Source organism: Psychromonas ossibalaenae ATCC BAA-1528 (assembly GCF_000381745.1).
Classification (GTDB): Bacteria; Pseudomonadota; Gammaproteobacteria; order Enterobacterales; family Psychromonadaceae; genus Psychromonas; species Psychromonas ossibalaenae.
Genome location: NZ_KB906967.1, coordinates 64,909 through 84,114 on the forward strand (window position 1 = coordinate 64,909; position 19,206 = coordinate 84,114).

Sequence of the window (19,206 nt, forward strand, 5' to 3'; positions counted from 1 at the left end):
TTATTTCTCTTTAACGTTTTGTAAACGCTCAACTAAACGACTAAAGCGCTGGGTTTTACTGCGGATAGCACTGGCTGTTAAGGACAGGTCAGCAAACAAAGTTAACTCTTTTTTAGCACGGGTGATACCAGTATAAATCAACTCGCGAGTCACAACCGGTACTTGAGTCTCAGGCAGAGACAAAACAGTATGAGCAAACTCAGAGCCCTGGCTTTTATGCACTGTCATCGCAAACACGGTTTCGTGACTCGGCAGACGGCTTGGCTGAAAATCCGCAACCGAGCCGTCAGCCATCTGGAAATACACACGCAGCTGATTTTCATCATCACTCAGGCATAAACCAATATCACCGTTATACAAACCTAAATGGTAATTGTTCTGGGTGATCATTATCGGGCGCCCTACATACCAGGTGCTCAGCTCAGCAGCATCCTGATAGGACAAGCTGTTTATCAAACCGGCTTTATACAGGACTTTTTCACAGCGCTGATTTAACCCGTTAACCCCCCACTCACCTTCTCGAATCGCACATAATATTTTAAACTGATTAAACAGCTTGAGCAGATTTTTTGCATTATCCCGGTTGTCCGCGCTGATCACACACAAACTTTCTAAATAAGGGCGGTAGCCGTTGAGCATCAGTTTCTCAATAGCCGGCAGTCCCTGCTCATTATTTGCATAATGCTGTAAATCAGCATAATCATTACACAGCTTCAGCAGCTGCCTGCTGCCGGCCCTGCCGCTGTTAATCGCTTTGGCTAAGAAACCAATACCAGAGTACTGATCAAAACGATAACTCTTACGCAGCAGACACAAATTATCCGCCATCGCGGCACTGCTGTGCTTGTCTTTCAGCAGAGATGAAAACCCCGTAAGCTCAGATAACTGCTGCGCCTTTTCAGCACTGTATCCGGACTCGATAAAAGAACAGATATCACCTAGTACAGCCCCCGCTTCGACCGAGGCCAGCTGATCTTTATCACCTAATAAAATCAGACGTGCATGATCCGGCAGCGCCGCCAGTAATTTAGCCATTAACGGCAAGTCGACCATTGAGGCTTCATCCACCAGAAGCAGATCTAAGTGTAATTTTTTATGCTGGTTATGACGAAAATGGTTACTGTTCGCTTTCACCCCGAGCAGACGGTGAATAGTACTCGCTTCACTGGGGATTTTATCTTTTAAGGCCGGGTCAATATTAAGCCCGTTTAGCGCACTGCTGATAGACTCAGTTAAACGCGCGGCAGCTTTACCGGTCGGTGCAGCCATTTTTATCAGCAGGTCGGGCTGTGCATTTATCAGCAGCGCCAGCAGTTTGGTGACCGTAGTTGTTTTACCGGTGCCCGGACCGCCGGAAATAACACAGCGTGCCGAGCTCAGCGCGAGTGCGGCACTCACTTTCTGCCAGTCACAACGACAGGCTTCCGGAATCAAGATATCCAGCGCCTGCAGAACATCACAGCCCTGTGCCTGCTTAAATAACGTTTCAACAGCCTGCCAGTCAAGCGGAGCAGAATCCACTACATCCAGATATTTCTCACATAACAGAGGCACAGACTGGCTTTTATCGGCACACCATGCCTGCCAGATATATTCATAATTAAGCGCAAATAATGCATCCAGCTGCCCTTTAACATTACCGCTTAGAATAACCTGCGGCTGATGCAGCAGTTTATCAGCTATCAGCTGCTCAAACTGCGCATAACGAGCAAGATACAAGGCGTTAAATTGTAAATGCAGCGGTGCATTTTCGCCGACACACAGTGATTCACTCAATAGTGCGTGAGCCTGCTCATTATTCTGCAGCAGACACTCGATATCATGTTTCTGACAGAACTCCGGCAGACTGATCTCCGATGCCAGGCACTTTTCATTAAGATGTACGGCTATCTGATCAACAGGCAGACAAATATGGCCAAGCCCTAAATATTCACTAGTAAAAGCAGCACATAGCTGGGTTAGCGGATCCGCTCCTAAATCAGCGCTGAATTTTGCAAAGTGGTAATCAATCGAGCGCAGTAACCCCTGTTCTTTCCACTGTTTAAGCTGCTCTAACATAGCGACTCCTGTTGTACCTGTGCTGTGCTGTTTTGTCCGCAAAAGAGCTTATCAAGGCCGTCAATTAAAGCAAAATCTGGTTTATTAAAATACACACCGAATTCATTTTCTCCCTGCATGCCGCGCAGGAAGGTATAAAAAACACCGCCGATATGCAGCTCATAATCATAATCAGCTAAACGCGACTTAAGCAGACGGTGCAGTGCTAAGGTGTAGAGTTGATACTGAAAGTCATAGCGGTGCTCAATAAGAGCATGCCTGATACTCTCCTGATTATAATCCTGTAAATTATCACCCAGATAATTTGATTTATAATCCAGTACATAATACTTTTCGTCCACCACAAAAGTCAGATCGATAAAACCTTTTAAGAAGCCCTGCACCGTATGGAACTGCAGTTCTCCGGCAGCCGCCGATAACGGGTCATGCTCCTGGATCAGTTTATTAACCGCCCCCGCATGTATCGGTGCCATAGGAATAAAGAACTGCATCTCTATTTTTTTCTGTTCAGAGCTTAAATTACGCAGTTTCAAATCCTGCCCGGTTAATAAATCATGCGCTAAAATCTGCTCAATCCAGGTTCCTAGCACCGGCGCCCATAACTCCGGCTGCTGGTAATGACGCTTATCTAACTGCTCAATTAACCACTCATTTAAGGACTCTTTATCAGCAGATTCAAAATCAATCAGCTCAAACAGTTCATGTAAAAATGTCCCGTGTTTCGCGCCCCGCGGGAAACTAAAGGGGGTCTGCAGCGGTAAACTGGGTATGACAGGCTGGTTTTCAGCGGCCGTAAGTTCAGGCTCTACCTGCGGCTCTAACTGCGGTGCCGGCGCATGTAAACGCGACAACGAGGAATAACTGCTTATCCACCAGTTCCGTTCAACAGTAGCTACAAACTGTGGCGGCGCCTGCATCGTCTGATCGCCGCGCTGCACCACATAGGGGATCTCATTTAACAGCGGCGTGCTGCGTACCGAAATATTATTCGATGTTTTACACATTTTTTCGAGATGGCTGTTAAGCTGCTCTGTATTACCGGCAAGCAGATCTTTGCCGCCCTGCAGACAGATATAACCGAGCGCACTTTTGGCCAGCGGGCTGTTTTTAACCCGCCCGGTTTTATAGCTGGAAATACCGATATAACAACGGTAAACACTGCGGGTCAGACCTACATATAATAAACGCAGATCTTCAGCCAGCTGTTCTTTTGCTGTTAATTCAAAATGACTTTTACCGCCCTGCAGATCATAAACAAGCTGATTATTCTTAGCCGGATCATGATATAAACACTCACGCGCTTTCTGAAATAATCCGGTAAAAGGCATAAATACAATATCGTATTCCAGACCTTTAGATTTATGCAGCGTACTGACCTGCACCAGATCTTTTTCACTTTCTAAACGCTGCTTCTGTTCGCCCGGATCGCCGTCTGCCTGTTTAAGCTGCTCACTGAACCAGCGTACTAAAGCAAAATCACCGTCATAATCTACGCTGTTTTTCTGCAGTAATTCAGCAAGATGCAGTAAATCAGTGAGCAGACGTTCACCTTGTATATTCTGCAGTAAATAGCTGCTTATACCCTGTTGGTGGAATAATTTATGCAGCATTGCCAAAATACCACTTTTTGCCCACAGAGCACGATATTCAATAAACTGCCCTATTTTTTCTTCCCATAAACGCGTATCCAGCAGCAGCTGGTGAATCTGGTAAGGGCTTAAAGCAAACAGCCTGCAGGCGATCGCCCCGCGTAATAAACGTTCATTTTCAGGATGCAGGCAGGCCTGCAGAATGCGCAGCAGATCCTGTGCAAGCGGCGTCGCATAGACACTTTCTTTGAGTGATAAATAAACACTGTTAATATTTTCTTCAAACAGCGCTTTACGGATCAGCTGCGCTTCTTTACCGGTGCGTACCAGCACCGCAATATCATTAGCACGGACCGCAGTCTGCCCGCCGTCTTGATCAACCAGATACGCTTTACCCTGCTGTGCAAGCAGTAGAATATTTTTTATTTCATTGACGCAGCCCCGGGTGATTGAATCTTTAAAGCCCTGGGAATTTTCACCGCCGACCGGATGAATAAACTGCAGTGCGGTCTGCGCAGTATCATCACAATTAGCAATCACCAGCTTCTTACGTTTAATATTCGGTGCCTTTACCGCAGTAAAGGGAATATCATCGTCATAAACAAAAGGCGCCGGACAAAACTCAAAAAAAGCATTGGCGGCATTTATCATTTCCGGCGAGGAGCGGTAGTTATAGTCCAGACTGTAGTGCGCAGTCACATTCTTACGTGCCTGCATATAAGTAAATATATCTGCACCACGAAAACTGTAAATAGCCTGCTTAGGATCACCAATCATAAACAGACCGGCACTTTTATCTAACTCAGTCTGCTCTTCCGCCTGTTCGCCCTGCTGATAAATGCTCTGGAAAATACGGTACTGTACCGGATCGGTATCTTGAAACTCATCAATCAGGGCAATCGGATAAGCAGCTTTAATCTGCTCTGCGAGATGATTATCCGGCGAGTTCTGCAGGGCATCATCTAAGCGCGTAAGCAGATCATCAAAGCCTAACAGCATATGCATTTTTTTACTCTTCTGCAGATGCGCCCGGATCCAGTTTGTCGCTTTAATCAAAATGGTATTCTGCAGCGATAAATCCTGCTCAAGTATTCTCTCAATGGCAGTAAATACCGGATGGCTTGGAATCGCCCCCTTCGGTGTCTTTTCATCTAAAGTCTTCTGCGAAAACTTCAGCAGGTTTTTAGGCAGGTCTAAGGAATGACCGGACTGATGTGCCCACTGATTAATTTCAGTTAACCAGTTAGGCAGATTCTTCTTGGTATAGCTGCGTTTTGATACATCGGAGTGACTGATAATATCAAAATAATCATCGCTATCTTTCAGCCACATCTCTTTTAAATTTTCAATTTCCTGCAGGCTGTGTTCATATTTAGCTTTAAAATCAAAATCAGTAATCTCTGGAATAAATACCAGATCATTACGTGATAACCAGCCGCGCAGCTCATTCTTTAATTGTTCAGGACTCTGCCAGTAGCTGAAAATAAGCTCAGTCAGCGGCGTGGATAAATCATAGAAAAAAGTACGCCAGAAATCATTACAGGCCTGCAGTAGAAGATGGGCATCATTCTCCAGCAGTGTCTGCTGAAAAAGGCTGCCCGATTCAAATGCATTCTGCATCAGCATACGCTGACAGAATCCGTGAATAGTATAAACAGCGGCTTCATCCATCTGCAGTTCAGCAAAACGTAATAAGCGGATAACACTCTGGTGATCATCACTTTGATTAATCAGGGTCTGAGTAAAAGGATCGCAGCTGATTCCCTGCAGAAAGTCTAAACGTACCATCTGAATACGTTCTCTAATCCGCGATCGCAGCTCTGCAGTGGCCGCTTCAGTGAAGGTCACCACCAGAATTTTATCCACGGTTAACGGCTGCTGATGGGCATTATTACAGGCATCATGTTCGCCGTTAGCCAAGCGGTCACCATGACCTAACAACAGACGAATAAATAAACTGGCAATGGTATAAGTCTTACCGGTTCCGGCAGATGCTTCAATCAGGCGCTGCCCGTATAAAGGAAAGGTTAATGCATCCAGCGGCTCTACCGCGATGCTGTTCTGAGTGTTTGTGTTTAATTGTTCCATTATGCTTCACCATCCCATTCGCTGTATTCGATGGTTGATATATTGCTTAACACCGGTTTAAAAATCTGCATAGCCAGCGTTTCAAAGACTAACCAGTGGTCTTCAAGGTTTTCATAAATACGAGTGATATAGGGATCCTTGCCTTCGGCATAGCTGCGTTCATTAGCAAAAATATCCACAGCGGCTTTCTGCGCCTCAGCGCGTGTATCAAAGTCTAAATCCTCAAGCACAAAACACTCAGGCTGCTGATAATGGGCGATGGTGCTCCATGCAAAAGCACTTTGGATAAAGAAAGGTAAAGGAAACTGCAGTCCCTGTTCGTATAAAGCAATTAACTCTGCAATTGTCCGATACGCAAAATCAGCAGGCACCTCTTCAAAAAAGATGCCGTTTTCCTGGCCGAATAAACTGGAGTTTAAATTCTGCCCGTGGGCAATACAGTAACAAAGGTGCTCTAACCATAAAGATAAAATATCCTTACCTTTAATACCGCCGGTTTTAACCCGCACTAAGCCGTTTTCACAGTGATCGCTTAGCTCACCTGTTAAACGCTTTTCGGCAAATTTAATATCAACACTGATGGTTTCAATTTCACCTATAAAATAACTCGCGGTTAAATCCGCCAGATCTTCCATCGCCTGCAGATCTTTATTAAAGATCAGAGGTGCAAACTCACCAAGAGGCAGTTCACCGGCGGCTTTAATTTCAGTAAACAGCTCATCCAGTGATTTCCCCTCTAAGGCATATTCAAACTGCTGACTTTTAAGGTGGTAATGCTGCAGATTGTCCAGTGAAAACGGCTCATCGTTATCTTGTTCGCTGTCGTCAATTTCAAAATAAACATCTAAACGCTGATTAAAGAAAGCTTTACAGGGGTGCTTAAGAAACTGTTTAAGCTGACTTAACTGTACTTCCAGCAAAGGTTCATCAAGCGGCACAAGAGAACTGCTGTCGGACTGAACGGTTTCACGGTTATTTAACGCCAGCCACCAGTTGCGGTTGTAGGTTTGAACCGCCTCCAGATAATAAGAGTCACTGAAACTCTGCATCGGATAACTGCGTTTAATAAAGTCCAGCAGCGCTTTTTCAGCCGCATCACTTGAGTCTTCGCGGTTCTTTTCTAAGACAAAACTCTGCTGACAGTAATTAAGCAGTTCCGAGACTAATACCGAGGCGGTTTTTTCACTGTTATCATTAATATCCCGGCCGATATAACTGATATAGAGATTATCCTGTGCAGAGAGCAGTGCTTCTAAAAACAGGTAGCGGTCTTCTTCTCGGCGGGAACGGTCGCCGCGATGACGGTGTCCTACCATCAGATCAAACCCCATGGGCACAATGCTGCGCGGATACTGACCGTCGTTCATGCCTAATAAGCACACCACTTTAAATGGAATCGAACGCATCGGCATCAGGGTGCAGAAGTTAACCTGCCCGGCTAAAAAGCGCTGACTGTTAGACTGTGCAGAGAGGTGATTCTGCAGATGTTCAATCAGTACAAACAGTGACAGTTCCTGATCAAATTCAGCCTGCTGCGTATGCTCTAAGAGGATATCCAGCTGTTCGCGAATCATGCTTAAAACCGCAGTATTATCATCACCTTCAAGATAAAAGTCATCAACTAACTGGTAAATGAATGCCTGCCACTGAGCCGCATTGTAGGATTCTTTCAGCTGTGTTTCCAGCTCGATTAAGGCATCGATGAAATCAATAAAACGTCCCAGCAGATCGCCCTGCAGCCCCTGCACTTCATCGTAGGGAGAAATACCGGCAAACATGCTGTCACCCATTGCATACCCCAGGAGCATACGTTTTAAACCGAATAACCAGCTGTTCTGTGACAAATCCGGCAGATCCCACTGAGCAGCACTTTTCTCATGCAGTCCCCAGCGGATACCGCTTTCATTAATCCACTTCTGAAGTACAACAAAATCGTCCTGATCCAGTTTAAAACGCTGCAGAATAGCCGGTACTTCTAAGAGGGCAAGAATATCTTCACGGGTATAACGACTCTGATTTAAGTTCAGCAGCTGCATAAAACTCACCAGAATCGGATTTTCCTGCTGCGCGCTGACATCGGAAATACTGAACGGAATATAACGGCTGCTTTCTACACTGGCGAAAACCGCCTGCACATAGGGGGCGTACTGGTCAATATTCGGCACCATCACGATAATATCTTTAGGTGTTAATCCCGGATCCGCTTCAAACATGGCTAACAGATTATCGTGCAGAATTTCCACTTCACGCATCACACTATGCGCCAGATGCACGCTTAATGACTGATCATCAAGATCAATAACAATACGCTGCGCGGCATCTAAACTGATTACCTGACTGCTGTCCTTCAGATCTAAGATATCCGCCTGAATATTATGCAGCAGACTGTCGCGGTTAATATCAACAAAGGCATCCACCTCCTGCTGCTCTAAAGAATACAGCTGATACAAAAAGTCACGCCCCATTTTACCCATGGAAGCTAACAAAGGATTACCCACTTCACTGTCAACGTCCTCACTGACAGCCCACTTAAGGTGCTGTTCATCTTTCTGCCAGCTGGAGTCCGCCAGGTTTTTCACCTGACCTTTTTCTACGGCGAGTTTCGGGCGGCTCTGCGCAAAACGTTTGGCCAGCAGTTTAGGATCAACAATATCTCCCCAGTAAAAACGACAGGGATTGGTCAATAAAAAATGCACATCACAATGTTTAGCTAAACCTAATAACGCCTGTAGATAAGATTCAGGAAGCGCGGAGATACCGAACACAAAAATACGTTTAGGCAGATGGCTTAGACTTTCCTGGGTGCTGAGTTTTTCCAGAAAATCTTTATATAAACCGGCACGATGATAAGCTTTGCCATGCTCAGCAAAACTCTGCTCAATCGCTTCCGTCAGTTTTTTCCACAGTTTGGCCTGCCAGCGCTGCTCATCAATCCATTGCGGTACGGACTGGCTGTTTTCACTGTTCCAGGAGCTGATCTCCTGCTGATCGGCATTCTGCCAGGCTTCAACCCAGTCTGGGCGGTAAACTAAATACTGATCAAAAATATCGGCTATTTTCTGGCTGAGCTGAAAGCGTTTACGTAAATCGGCATCATCTTCAAGATAGTGTAATAACGATGCAAAATCAGGATCTTCCAGACAGGAAGGCAGAAGCTTCATTATCTGCCAGGTCATGGACATTTTGTTAAACGGGCTTTTATCCGGCACATCCTGCAGAACATGTTTAAACTGCTGCCAGATAAAACTGGCCGGCAGCGGGAAATCAATATTGGCACTGATCCCGGTTGACTGTGCAATCTGCAGCTGCAGCCACTGCGCCATTCCCGGACTCTGCACAAGAATGGTTTCATTCTCAAAGGGATTTTCCAGCTTAGCGCCCTGCATTAGTGCCGTTAAAAGATCTTTTAAAAGCTCAAGCTGATTAGAATGATATACCTGAAACACAAGCATCTACCTTTTTTTATAATTTTATATACACAGCGGCAGGATGACTTTTCACTGCCGTATTGCTTTTATTTTGCTTAATTTATAATAGTATACCGCTACTTACGGCTTTTATTTACCAGTCATTTCACAAAATGGTTTTTATAAAACCAGTATAATCAAGCATCTGATTTATTAGCAAATTCAAAAGGAGGTGACGATGCTGCAGAGATTCATTTATATTTTACAAATTTTTCTATTACTCATCAGTGCCCCGTTTTCATTTGCCGAATACAGTCTTTATGAAAGTTTTAAGGTAGTTGTTGCCAGAGATGTAAGAGATGACTATTTTCGTTTTATTGCCGGACGAGATCCGCTTTCTGTAACCGATTTTTCAGGGGCTTTCAGCCGCCGTGATGTGGTTGAACTGGTACTGCTGCAGCAGGCACTGCATTTAGGCGGTAACAAATATCCCTACCAGTTAATCTCAGTTGACTCAGACCACACCACCATTGATTACCTTAACAAAGGCGCCGTCTTATTAACCGGTACCTCGGTATGGCAGTCCATGTTTACCATGCAGAATGAGATCTATTTTTCCATTCCAATTATTAAAAACGGTCAGTTTGAAGCGGGACTGTATACCCGGCCCGACAATACAGAGATGCTTAAGGTTAAAAACAAACAGCAGGTGCGTAATTTCAGCGCTATATCAAATAGAATATGGACAGCGGACTGGTTAACGCTGCAGTCATTAAAAATCAGCGATGTTAAACACAGCGATAAATGGGGATCAATGGTCGATCTGGTACACAGCGGCCATATCGACTTTTTATTAGCACCTTTCCAATCAACAGAGGATCTTTCACTCACCTATAACGGTGTCAGACTGATCCCGGTGCCTAACCTGAAAGTCGCACTGCACGGTACCCGCCATTTTGCCATATTTAAAAAATCCAAGCATTCCAAACGTATTCTGCAGCAGTTAAACAGCGGCCTCACACAGCTGCAGGCTAGAGGTATTATAGATAAAGCCTATCGCGAATCCGGCTTTTTTAATGACCAGGTTAAAAACTGGAAACGTCTCAACTAATCGCACTGATCAGCCCTGCTCCTTTACAGACCTTTCTGATACTGACTGTTAGTTGTCTGCCCAAGCATATTATGCAGCTGCCCGGCAGCATCTGGGCTTCCGTCAATAAGATCGATAAAGCCTCTTATAATCGAAGTTTTATCTTTTTCACGCTGCTCCGTTATACCAATATCAGTTAAATCGATAAAGAAAGCGCTGAACTGCCCCGGAGCATCATTAACAATATCCGTGTTAAGAAAGTGCTCATTACTATACATATTTGCATAATCGCCCTTTTGTTTATTAATCGCAAAAGAGGTGCCTTTAAGGTTAATAATTGAGGCCGACTTTTCACATTTATCCAGACATTTGGCATCCATAGCGGCTTTTTTACAGCCGACCGTCTGATGAAACAGGCACTGCCTGCTGCTGAGCAGTAAAAGCGGATGATAAATACTGTAATACAACTGAAAATTTTCTGGACTGGATACGGCTTTTATCTGCTTTTTATTAATCTCATTAGAGATAAATGCGCCGCTGCAGTTAAACTTCTGTTTCAGGCAGGCCAGACTGAAAGAGTTAGTTGTATTTAAGTACGGGCCGGCAGTCCAGTCAATACCCAGTTGATAAGCCAGATAAGCGATACCGGTATTATTAGTAACAATTTTTTCCGGGGAGACCTGTTTAAGCAGCTGTGCAGCAGCCTCATAATCAGCACCGATCAGCACCGAAGGGAACCAGGGGATCAGTCCTTTATTCTTTAGAAACAGCTCCACATATTTTGCGCAGCCCTTTCTGAAACTGTCCGGCAGTTTATAATAAACATCGATTCCATCTACACAACACAGAGAAATATCCTGTTCACTGGAAATCAGCACAGCTAACTTAGCTTTGGCTGTGAGCGGCCCCGCATAGCTTAAGGCAGGAAGTTCAACGGGCGTGACTGCATCTTTTGAGCCGTTTAACAAAAATAATATTGTGTTTTTTATAACGGTAAGCTCTTTAAAGGGAATAAACAGACCTTCATCCAGACAGCGCATGCAGATAGACTCGATGCAGGTCAGTGCATTATTCAGCCCTTTCCATCTTTTATCTAGCGCACTTTGATTAATCGAAGCATTTTCGGTATGAATAAGCTTACTTTTCGAGCGCACCATAAATATACTCTCAGGCGTGCTTACCGACACGTATAAAAGCTCACCGGGCTGGCCTGAAAGTGTGATTGTTAAAGGTGTTTTATCCGTATCTAACAGCTTAATTTTATCTGCAACCTCTGTCGCCATTGCAGTTTTCTGATCATAAAGGTCCTGTTTGGCCTGCTGAATCTGCAGCTCACTTAAACCTGCATTGCTCTGCTCAACGTGTTTGAGCGTATTATCTCGCGGGTTATCAATAAACATCAGTTTATTAATGGTGCCTTTTAAGTAAGCGTTTGAAAAATCGCGGTTAAACACTTTATAGAGCGCAGAATTATCAGTCAGTAATTTTCCCTGCCCAGAAAAACTCTGCAGCTGCTTTTTCCAGCTGCTCACCACAGTATGAACGTAACTCGATCCTTTTATCCGCCCTTCTATCTTTAACGAATAAACACCGGCATCAATCAGTGCTTCAAGATCAAAAAATGCCGAATTATCTTTAAGGTTAAGCGGATACTCTTTACCGGCAGCTGTCGGTACATATTTATCTCTGCAGGGCTGGCTGCATCGACCACGATTACCTGAGTTGCCGCCGTGAGCAGAGCTTATATAACACAGACCGGAAAAACCGATACAGTATGAGCCGTGCACAAAAACTTCTGATAAGACATTATACTCAAGCCCGAACTGAGTTAAGGATTTTATCTCCTTGATGCTTAACTCACGCGATAAATTAACCCGGGAAGCACCGAGTTTATTTAAAAACAGAATCTGCCCTTCATTATGGGTAGTAACTTGGGTAGAGGCGTGGATATCAAGAGTTGGAAAGTGTTCTGATAACAGATAAAAAAGCCCTAAATCCTGGACAATCACTCCGTCAACAGCAGTGTTGACCAGTTTATTGAGTAAAGTCAGCAGCGGTTTTAACTCATTTTCTAATATGATGATATTAAGTGTCAGAAAAACTTCACAGTTATGCTGATGTGCCAGTTTTATCACCCGGTTTAAATCATCAAAACTTAAATTAACCGCACGTTTACGGGCATTAAAACTGTCCAGCCCGCAATAAACAGCATCCGCACCGGCAGCAATCGCCGCCTTAATAGAGTCAAGATCACCGCCGGGTGCCAGTAATTCAATTTTTTTGTTCATAATCTGTTTATCAGTTTTAGTTTTTAATGGCCGGATTTTAACGGCCTTTTAGTAAGAGCCTATTGACTAAGGACAGGATATCTAAATCCAGATCACATTTGCGAAAACGAGCGTTCAACAACTGACCTGAAATGAAGCAGCAGTTGTTTATGTGTTTAATGCATATATTAAATGAATAAGTTTCACTATTGTCATATCCAATTAAGCACTACACTGCTGTTACTAAAATATTCCTATATACCTCTCGGAGACTCTTTATGTTTAAAGCACTTATTCTGGATCAGCAGGACAAAAAAACAACTGCAGAAATTCGTCAAATCGATGAATCACAGCTGCCTGAAGGTGAAGTATTAGTTGCTGTTGATTACTCTTCTTTAAACTATAAAGACGGTTTAGCAATTACCGGTAAAGGCCGTATTGTACGCCAGTTTCCTATGGTTCCCGGTATTGATTTAGCGGGCAGCGTTATTGAATCAACAGACTCGCGTTACCAGGCTGGTGACAATGTGGTATTAACCGGCTGGGGAGTCGGTGAAGGCCACTGGGGCGGCATGGCAGAAAAAGCCCGTCTAAAAGCTGACTGGCTGGTTCCACAGCCGCAGGGGATCAGCAGCAAACAGACAATGATGGTCGGCACAGCCGGCTTAACAGCGATGTTATGTGTGCAGGCATTAATCGATGCCGGTGTTAAACCGAAAGACGGGGAAATATTAGTAACCGGCGCAAGCGGCGGTGTCGGCTCGGTGGCAGTTACTTTATTAGCACAGCTTGGTTATAAAGTCGTGGCAGTAACAGGCCGTACAGCAGAAAACGGTCCGTTATTAAAAGCCCTGGGTGCACAGTCTATTATTGAGCGCAGTGAATTTGAACAGCCTGCGCGTGCTTTAGAAAAACAATTATGGGCCGGTGCAGTTGATACTGTCGGCAGCAAAGTACTGGCAAAAGTATTAGCACAGATGGATTACAACGGCGCTGTGGCTGCTTGTGGTTTAGCAGGCGGTTTTGATCTGCCGACTACTGTTATGCCGTTTATTTTACGCGGCGTTAAATTATTAGGTATCGATTCAGTTTCATGTCCTTATCAGAAACGTGTTGACGCATGGGATCGTTTAGTTGAACTGCTGCCGCAGAGTTTTTATCAGCAGGCCTGCCGCGAAGTAGGTTTAGAGCAGGCAGCAGAATGCGCTGAAGCGATTACCCTAGGTCAGATTACCGGCCGTACCGTTATTAAATTATAAGCACTTATAAACAAAGCAGCCGTCCCCCGGCTGCTTTTTTAATATTAACGCTTTTCTTCTACCCTGCAGACTCAATTCACTGTAATTTTCTAGCACTTTTTCCGCTATTTTCTAAGCAAAAGTAATTTTCCCACACGCCGACAGTACAAAATACCAGCATGAACTGCAGTATTTCTGACGCATACGCCGAACTTCCAAACAGCTAAAATTGATCATTGCTTGATTTTTATTTAGTTACAAATCAACCGATTAGAGCAATTATTAAACATATATCACACCGGATGTTGAGGCATTCAAAAAAACGTGATTATTAAGGCATTAAAAACTCACAACGTGATCCAGATCACCTGCAAAGTTTCGCTTTATTGACTTTTAATCGTCAAAATTCAGGCCAACTTATTTCTCTAGCTCACAGGATGGTGAGTCTTATAATTTTCATTGTTAATTTATGCACACATAGTATTGCGCGCATTTTAAATATAATAATAAAGAAGCAGCATTATGAAAAAACAAAAACCACAACTCAGTTTTTGGCAGATCTGGAATATGAGTGTCGGCTTTATGGGCATCCAGTTCGGCTTTGGACTACAAAATGCCAACGTCAGTCGTATCTTTGAAACACTAGGCGCAAGCATAGAGCAGATTCCAATATTATGGTTAGCCGCACCGGTAACCGGTTTACTGGTACAGCCGATTGTCGGTTATATGAGTGACCGCACCTGGAATTTCCTCGGCCGTCGTCGTCCCTACTTTCTGATCGGAGCGCTTCTTTCGTCAGTTGCACTGATTGTTATGCCTAACTCGCCTTATTTATGGGTAGCTGCCGGCATGTTATGGATGCTTGATGCCTCAATCAATATTTCCATGGAACCGTTCCGCGCGCTAGTAGCCGATAATCTGCCTTCACAGCAGCGCACTCAGGGGTTTGCCGTACAGACCTTCTTTATCGGTATCGGCTCGGTTGTTGCCTCATCAATGCCCTACATATTGACCAACTGGTTTGATATCGCTAATACCGCACCTGAAGGCATCGTTCCACCTTCAGTTAAAATCTCCTTTTATGCCGGAGGTGCAGTATTCTTAGGCGCAGTATTGTGGACTATTTTTAAAACCCGCGAATACAGCCCGCAGGAACTGCACGAATTTGACGGTACTCAAGAGGAAACAAAAGAGCAGGCTGCTCGAAGCGGTCTGCAGACGATGCTCAATGATCTCAAACTGATGCCTAAAACCATGAAACAACTGGCATTTGTGCAGTTCTTCTCCTGGTTTGCACTATTTGCCATGTGGATATATACCACTTCAGCGGTAACCAGCCATATCTACGGTTCGGGTGATACATCATCAGCACTGTATAATGAAGGCGCAGACTGGGTTGGTTTGTGTTTTGCCATGTATAACGGCATCAGTGCACTGGCAGCCTTTGCCCTGCCCTGGGTAGCCGCGCGCACCAGCCGCAAATTTGTCCATGCTGTCTGCCTGACTATTGGTGGAATAAGCCTGGCGGGTATGGCATTAGTTGAAGATCCGGCTTTATTAATGGTTAATATGGTCGGTATCGGTTTTGCCTGGGCAAGCATCTTATGCATGCCTTATTCAATCCTTGCGGGCTCGCTGCCGAGCAGCAAAATGGGCTTCTTTATGGGAGTATTCAACTTCTCTATCGTGGTCCCGCAGATTCTAGCAGCCGGTATTTTAGGTTACATTACCCATACTTTCTTCGCCGGTAATGCCATGATGGCCCTGGTACTCGGCGGCGGGTCTATGGTTATCGCGGCAGTATTAACTCTCTTTGTTACGGATCAGGATGATCCTCAGGAAAGTACAAATCCACAAGCAGGTTTGGCAGAAGCTTAAGGCTTGATCATAAACAACACGACTGGTGCCTCTCTGCAGGCACCAGCTTTAAACTTAGACTTAAACCAATCCCATATCCTGTACCCGTTTATCAATCAGTCTGCCGCACTGCTCTTTTAATAAATTACGCAGCCAGTTATGCGGCGCAGAATGCTGACAGCGCGCATGCCAGATCAATGAATACTCAAAAGGTTTAAATTCAAACGGTAAAGGTTTAACAATCAGATTGTGCTTTTCAGCCACCAAATATGCTAAATCGGCAGGTACGGTAATAATCAGCGGCATTTTATCAACAATCGCTAAGGCGGCTTCTAGATGGTATGCCCGAAGCACAGTTTTAGGTGCAGGATGACCGCTAAGGGCATCATCAATCAGCGCTTTAACACCGTCACTAATCGCAATTAATGCATGCGGATAAGCAAGATAATCCTCCAGGGTTATCTCTTTATCGGCCAGCGGATGAGATTTTGACAGCATGCAGAACACACTGACTAAACCGAGCTTTTCCTGCTGCAGCGGTTCAACCTGCTGAGTTGGACGACAGATAGCCATATCACAGCCTTCAATACTCAACTGCTTAAACATCTGTTCATGCTGAAGCGGTGGAAACTCCAGAGAGATATTCGGCGCTTCTTCGTAAATACGCGGCAGCGCATAGGGAAGAATGGTCTGCATAGCATAATCCGTAGTAGCAATGGAAAAATGCTGTTTGCATAATTTCGGATCAAAATTAGTCGGTGAAAGCAGGATACGCAGCGACTCCAGGGGATCATTAAGCGCCATACTTATTTCAATGGCGCGCTGTGTCGGCTGCAGGTTCTGTCCCTGGCGAATAAACAGGGGATCATCGAGCAGTTCTCTTAATCTTCCCAATACGCGGCTCATCGCTGACTGACTTAAATTAAGCCGAACAGCACTGCGGCTGACACTGCCCTCTTCTATTAATACCTGAAGCGCCACAAACAGGTTTAAATCGCGACGGTAAACCTCTTCCAGTTCCATATTCGAATCCACAGTATAAACAGTGAGTTATTATGACCAACAACGGACAGCACATCCAGATCTATTAGCACAGAGTAAATATTAGCAGCATACTGCCTGATCATTATCACTGCGTGAACTTACCCCCGGATTGTTAAATACAAGTTAACATCACGATTTTTAAGAATAATTCACATCTTTTCACTTCCCAATCTCTGTCTGATTCGTGATCATGTAACATATATTTAACAATCACCTTGAACCAGTAGTTAACTGTTTCAGGCGCCGCTAAGTCCTTTGTCCTTTTGATTTTTTCAAAGCAAGGACTCAACAACCAGTAAATGCGTTTTACTAATATTTTCCCAACAGGAGTTTATCATAAATGAAATATTCCAAAAAAGTACCTCTTAGCCAGTACCACAGAGTAACTTCTCTAGGGCTTTGTAAACTAGGGCCTGTATTATTACTCGTTTCCAGCGCAGGTGTCTCAGCTCATGGATTCATCGACGGTACAGAAAACGGTTCCGGTTTACAGTCTCGCGCTGATTTATGTGCAGGTTGGGATAATCCTCCGAACGGCAATTGTGGTGCTATTCGGGACGAACCGCAAAGTTTAGAAGCTATCGATGGTTTTCCTAACGGCGGGCCGGTCGATGGTCAAATAGCCAGTGCCAATCAAGTACGGGGCGGTGAATTAGACGTGCAGACAGCTGACCGCTGGGTAAAAAATCCAATTACTGCGGGACAAAACAGCTTTGAATGGAAGAAAACAGCCGCGCACACAACAGCTGAGTGGCGTTATTATATTACCAATCAGGACTGGAATGTGAATGAAGCGTTAAGCAGAGATTCATTTGACCTGACACCTTTCTGTACTGTTGACGGCGGCATGGTACAGCCTCCTACAAGAGTAGTTCACGACTGTGGAGTCCCGCAGCGTACAGGTTATCAGGTAATACTGGCGGTATGGGAGGTTGGTGATACAGTGAACAGTTTCTACAATGTGATTGATGTGCAGTTTGAAGATTCTCCCGCTCCGCCAGTTCCAGGCATAACAGATGCCGGCACCATCTACCCGTCGAAAAACTTAGACACAGGCGACAAGGTGATGACCCGTGTATTTGATAGTGAAGGCGAACTTCCGGCACTGCAGACAGTACTCACGATTGCTAATAAAGCACAGGGCGTTGCTGAAGTATGGAGTCATGATCTTGCTGAAAAAATCAACAGCGAGCAGCCGGATATTAAAGCAGGTCAGGCAAAAATGTCAGGAGACACAGCTTCATTTTCTCCGGTTTTCGGTACTAACCCTGTCTATACCAAAACAGCCAGCGGCTTAGTCCGCGTTGAAATTGATTTTGACGAAGTACCGGAACCGATTGTGGACGGAATTGAAGTAACGGGGCTTGAGGCACAATATTCGCTTAATGGTGATAATGAAGTAGCAATTGATTTTGATGTCACTGCAACTGGCGAACTGCTGGTCAGTAATACAATTTACGACAGCAATAATAAAGCTAAAGGCTATGCACAGGCAGAGATTCACAACAGCACTGAAACTTTCTCAATGCTGTTAGAAGATATGACACCTGGAATTCATACACTGGTTACTATTGCCGATGATAAAAATGGTAATTTAATACAGGAAAACAACCAGTTCACAGTCGTAGAAACACCTGAACATGACTATGTATTCCCTGATGGTCTGAGTTCATACACAGAAGGAACCAAAGTACTGCAGAGTAAAGATGGAAGTATTTACCAGTGTAAGCCCTGGCCGAACACTGGCTATTGTCAGCAGTGGACCGAGACAACAACGCAGTATGAACCTGGTGTAGGCAGCCACTGGCAGGATGCATGGGATAAAGTACAGTAATACACTTCACTTTTTCGCGCATCGAAGTTGATAAAACTTAACCTGCTAGGCAATGCTTAGCAGGTTAAAACTGTACAAAATTATTTCAAGTATATTGTTTTAAAATCATCTCTACTGCAGTTTGTGCAATCAATGCGCTTTTCTGCTCATTCGGAAATTCCTCTCCCTGCACCAGCTGCGGCCAGAAACAAAAGCCTTTAATCACAGCAATAAACTGGGTCACCACTATCTCCGGATCCGCACATTTAAGTGCACCGGCTTCACAAGCTTCATTAAACCAGACGGTTAAAGGAGACTCCTGTTTATTAAAGGTCTGCATAACATTCGTCATCAGCTCAGGAGAGTGCATTAATTCGCCAAGAATTACTTTCGCCGTCGGTAAAAAACCATCGCCTTTAAGCAGAGAAATTTCGTTATCAACTAAACTGCGCAGCTGCAGTTCAAGCGGGACAGTGAGTGAAAAAGGAACCTGCTCAAAAGCAGACAACATAGTCAGCATCTCTTCTAAAATTGCTTCAAACAGCAGCTCTTTGCTGGCAAAGTGATTATAAACCGTACGCTTCGAAACCTCAGCGCGTTTAGCAATATCATCCATACTGGCGACTTTAAAGCCTTTTTCCTGAAACTCCAACGTAGCAGCCTGAATTATTGATGCATGTTTGAACTGCGAGCGAGTTAGTTTTTTCTCTTTCATTTTCAATTTCTTATATATATAGGAGCGGAAAACATCAACG

The 19,206-nt window shown here is 44.5% G+C and carries 10 protein-coding genes; 4 read left to right on the plus strand and 6 right to left on the minus strand.

The window, feature by feature from the left end; all coding sequences use genetic code 11:
• The 3 genes from recD to recC are packed head-to-tail and all read right to left on the minus strand — an operon-like array spanning position 1 to position 9,181.
• On the minus strand, positions 1-2,058 hold the full coding sequence (gene recD, locus G327_RS0100245; protein WP_019612751.1) for an exodeoxyribonuclease V subunit alpha: 2,058 nt from the start codon (positions 2,056-2,058) through the stop codon (positions 1-3).
• Positions 2,052-5,735: an exodeoxyribonuclease V subunit beta gene (recB, locus tag G327_RS0100250; RefSeq protein ID WP_019612752.1), complete on the minus strand. Its 3,684-nt coding sequence runs from the start codon at positions 5,733-5,735 to the stop codon at positions 2,052-2,054. Before recB ends, recD begins: the two co-directional genes overlap by 7 nt.
• Positions 5,735-9,181, minus strand: a complete 3,447-nt coding sequence (gene recC / locus G327_RS0100255; RefSeq protein ID WP_019612753.1) for an exodeoxyribonuclease V subunit gamma — start codon at positions 9,179-9,181, stop codon at positions 5,735-5,737. Before recC ends, recB begins: the two co-directional genes overlap by 1 nt.
• A gap of 199 nt (positions 9,182-9,380) precedes the next feature.
• Between recC and G327_RS0100260 the strand changes: the two genes are divergently transcribed.
• Positions 9,381-10,253: a hypothetical protein gene (locus G327_RS0100260; RefSeq protein WP_019612754.1), complete on the plus strand. Its 873-nt coding sequence runs from the start codon at positions 9,381-9,383 to the stop codon at positions 10,251-10,253.
• 23 nt (positions 10,254-10,276) lie between these two features.
• Here G327_RS0100260 and G327_RS0100265 read toward each other — a convergent pair whose 3' ends face one another.
• Positions 10,277-12,520 carry a peptidase U32 family protein gene (locus tag G327_RS0100265; RefSeq protein ID WP_019612755.1) on the minus strand — a complete coding sequence of 748 codons (2,244 nt, stop codon included), beginning with the start codon at positions 12,518-12,520 and terminating at the stop codon, positions 10,277-10,279.
• 257 nt (positions 12,521-12,777) lie between these two features.
• Here G327_RS0100265 and acuI point away from each other — a divergent pair, with 257 nt between their 5' ends.
• Together acuI and G327_RS23690 are read left to right on the plus strand one after the other, a co-directional pair.
• Positions 12,778-13,758, plus strand: a complete 981-nt coding sequence (gene acuI, locus G327_RS0100270; protein ID WP_019612756.1) for an acrylyl-CoA reductase (NADPH) — start codon at positions 12,778-12,780, stop codon at positions 13,756-13,758.
• Between the two features lie 501 nt (positions 13,759-14,259).
• A complete protein-coding gene (locus tag G327_RS23690; protein ID WP_019612757.1) occupies positions 14,260-15,615 on the plus strand; it encodes an MFS transporter in 1,356 nt (451 codons plus the stop codon).
• A gap of 60 nt (positions 15,616-15,675) precedes the next feature.
• Here the strand turns inward: G327_RS23690 and G327_RS0100280 are convergent, their stop codons facing one another.
• Positions 15,676-16,617 carry a LysR family transcriptional regulator gene (locus G327_RS0100280; protein WP_019612758.1) on the minus strand — a complete coding sequence of 314 codons (942 nt, stop codon included), beginning with the start codon at positions 16,615-16,617 and terminating at the stop codon, positions 15,676-15,678.
• Positions 16,618-16,978: 361 nt separating this feature from the next.
• Between G327_RS0100280 and gbpA the strand changes: the two genes are divergently transcribed.
• The gene (gene gbpA / locus G327_RS0100285) at positions 16,979-18,472 is read left to right on the plus strand and encodes an N-acetylglucosamine-binding protein GbpA (protein WP_019612759.1); all 1,494 of its coding nucleotides are present in this window, start codon (positions 16,979-16,981) and stop codon (positions 18,470-18,472) included.
• 85 nt (positions 18,473-18,557) lie between these two features.
• On the opposite strand, the gene G327_RS0100290 is transcribed toward gbpA, so the two are convergent.
• Positions 18,558-19,166, minus strand: a complete 609-nt coding sequence (locus G327_RS0100290) for a TetR/AcrR family transcriptional regulator (RefSeq protein ID WP_019612760.1) — start codon at positions 19,164-19,166, stop codon at positions 18,558-18,560.
• Between the last annotated feature and the right edge of the window lie 40 nt (positions 19,167-19,206).

What these genes read in the sequence shown, in the direction of transcription:
- G327_RS0100260 (WP_019612754.1), top strand. Translation starts at nt 9,381, where the DNA reads ATGCTGCAGAGATTCATTTATATTTTACAAATTTTTCTATTACTCATC.
- recD (WP_019612751.1), bottom strand. Translation starts at nt 2,058, where the DNA reads ATGTTAGAGCAGCTTAAACAGTGGAAAGAACAGGGGTTACTGCGCTCG.
- G327_RS0100290 (WP_019612760.1), bottom strand. Translation starts at nt 19,166, where the DNA reads ATGAAAGAGAAAAAACTAACTCGCTCGCAGTTCAAACATGCATCAATA.
- G327_RS0100265 (WP_019612755.1), bottom strand. Translation starts at nt 12,520, where the DNA reads ATGAACAAAAAAATTGAATTACTGGCACCCGGCGGTGATCTTGACTCT.
- recB (WP_019612752.1), bottom strand. Translation starts at nt 5,735, where the DNA reads ATGGAACAATTAAACACAAACACTCAGAACAGCATCGCGGTAGAGCCG.
- G327_RS0100280 (WP_019612758.1), bottom strand. Translation starts at nt 16,617, where the DNA reads ATGGAACTGGAAGAGGTTTACCGTCGCGATTTAAACCTGTTTGTGGCG.
- acuI (WP_019612756.1), top strand. Translation starts at nt 12,778, where the DNA reads ATGTTTAAAGCACTTATTCTGGATCAGCAGGACAAAAAAACAACTGCA.
- gbpA (WP_019612759.1), top strand. Translation starts at nt 16,979, where the DNA reads ATGAAATATTCCAAAAAAGTACCTCTTAGCCAGTACCACAGAGTAACT.
- G327_RS23690 (WP_019612757.1), top strand. Translation starts at nt 14,260, where the DNA reads ATGAAAAAACAAAAACCACAACTCAGTTTTTGGCAGATCTGGAATATG.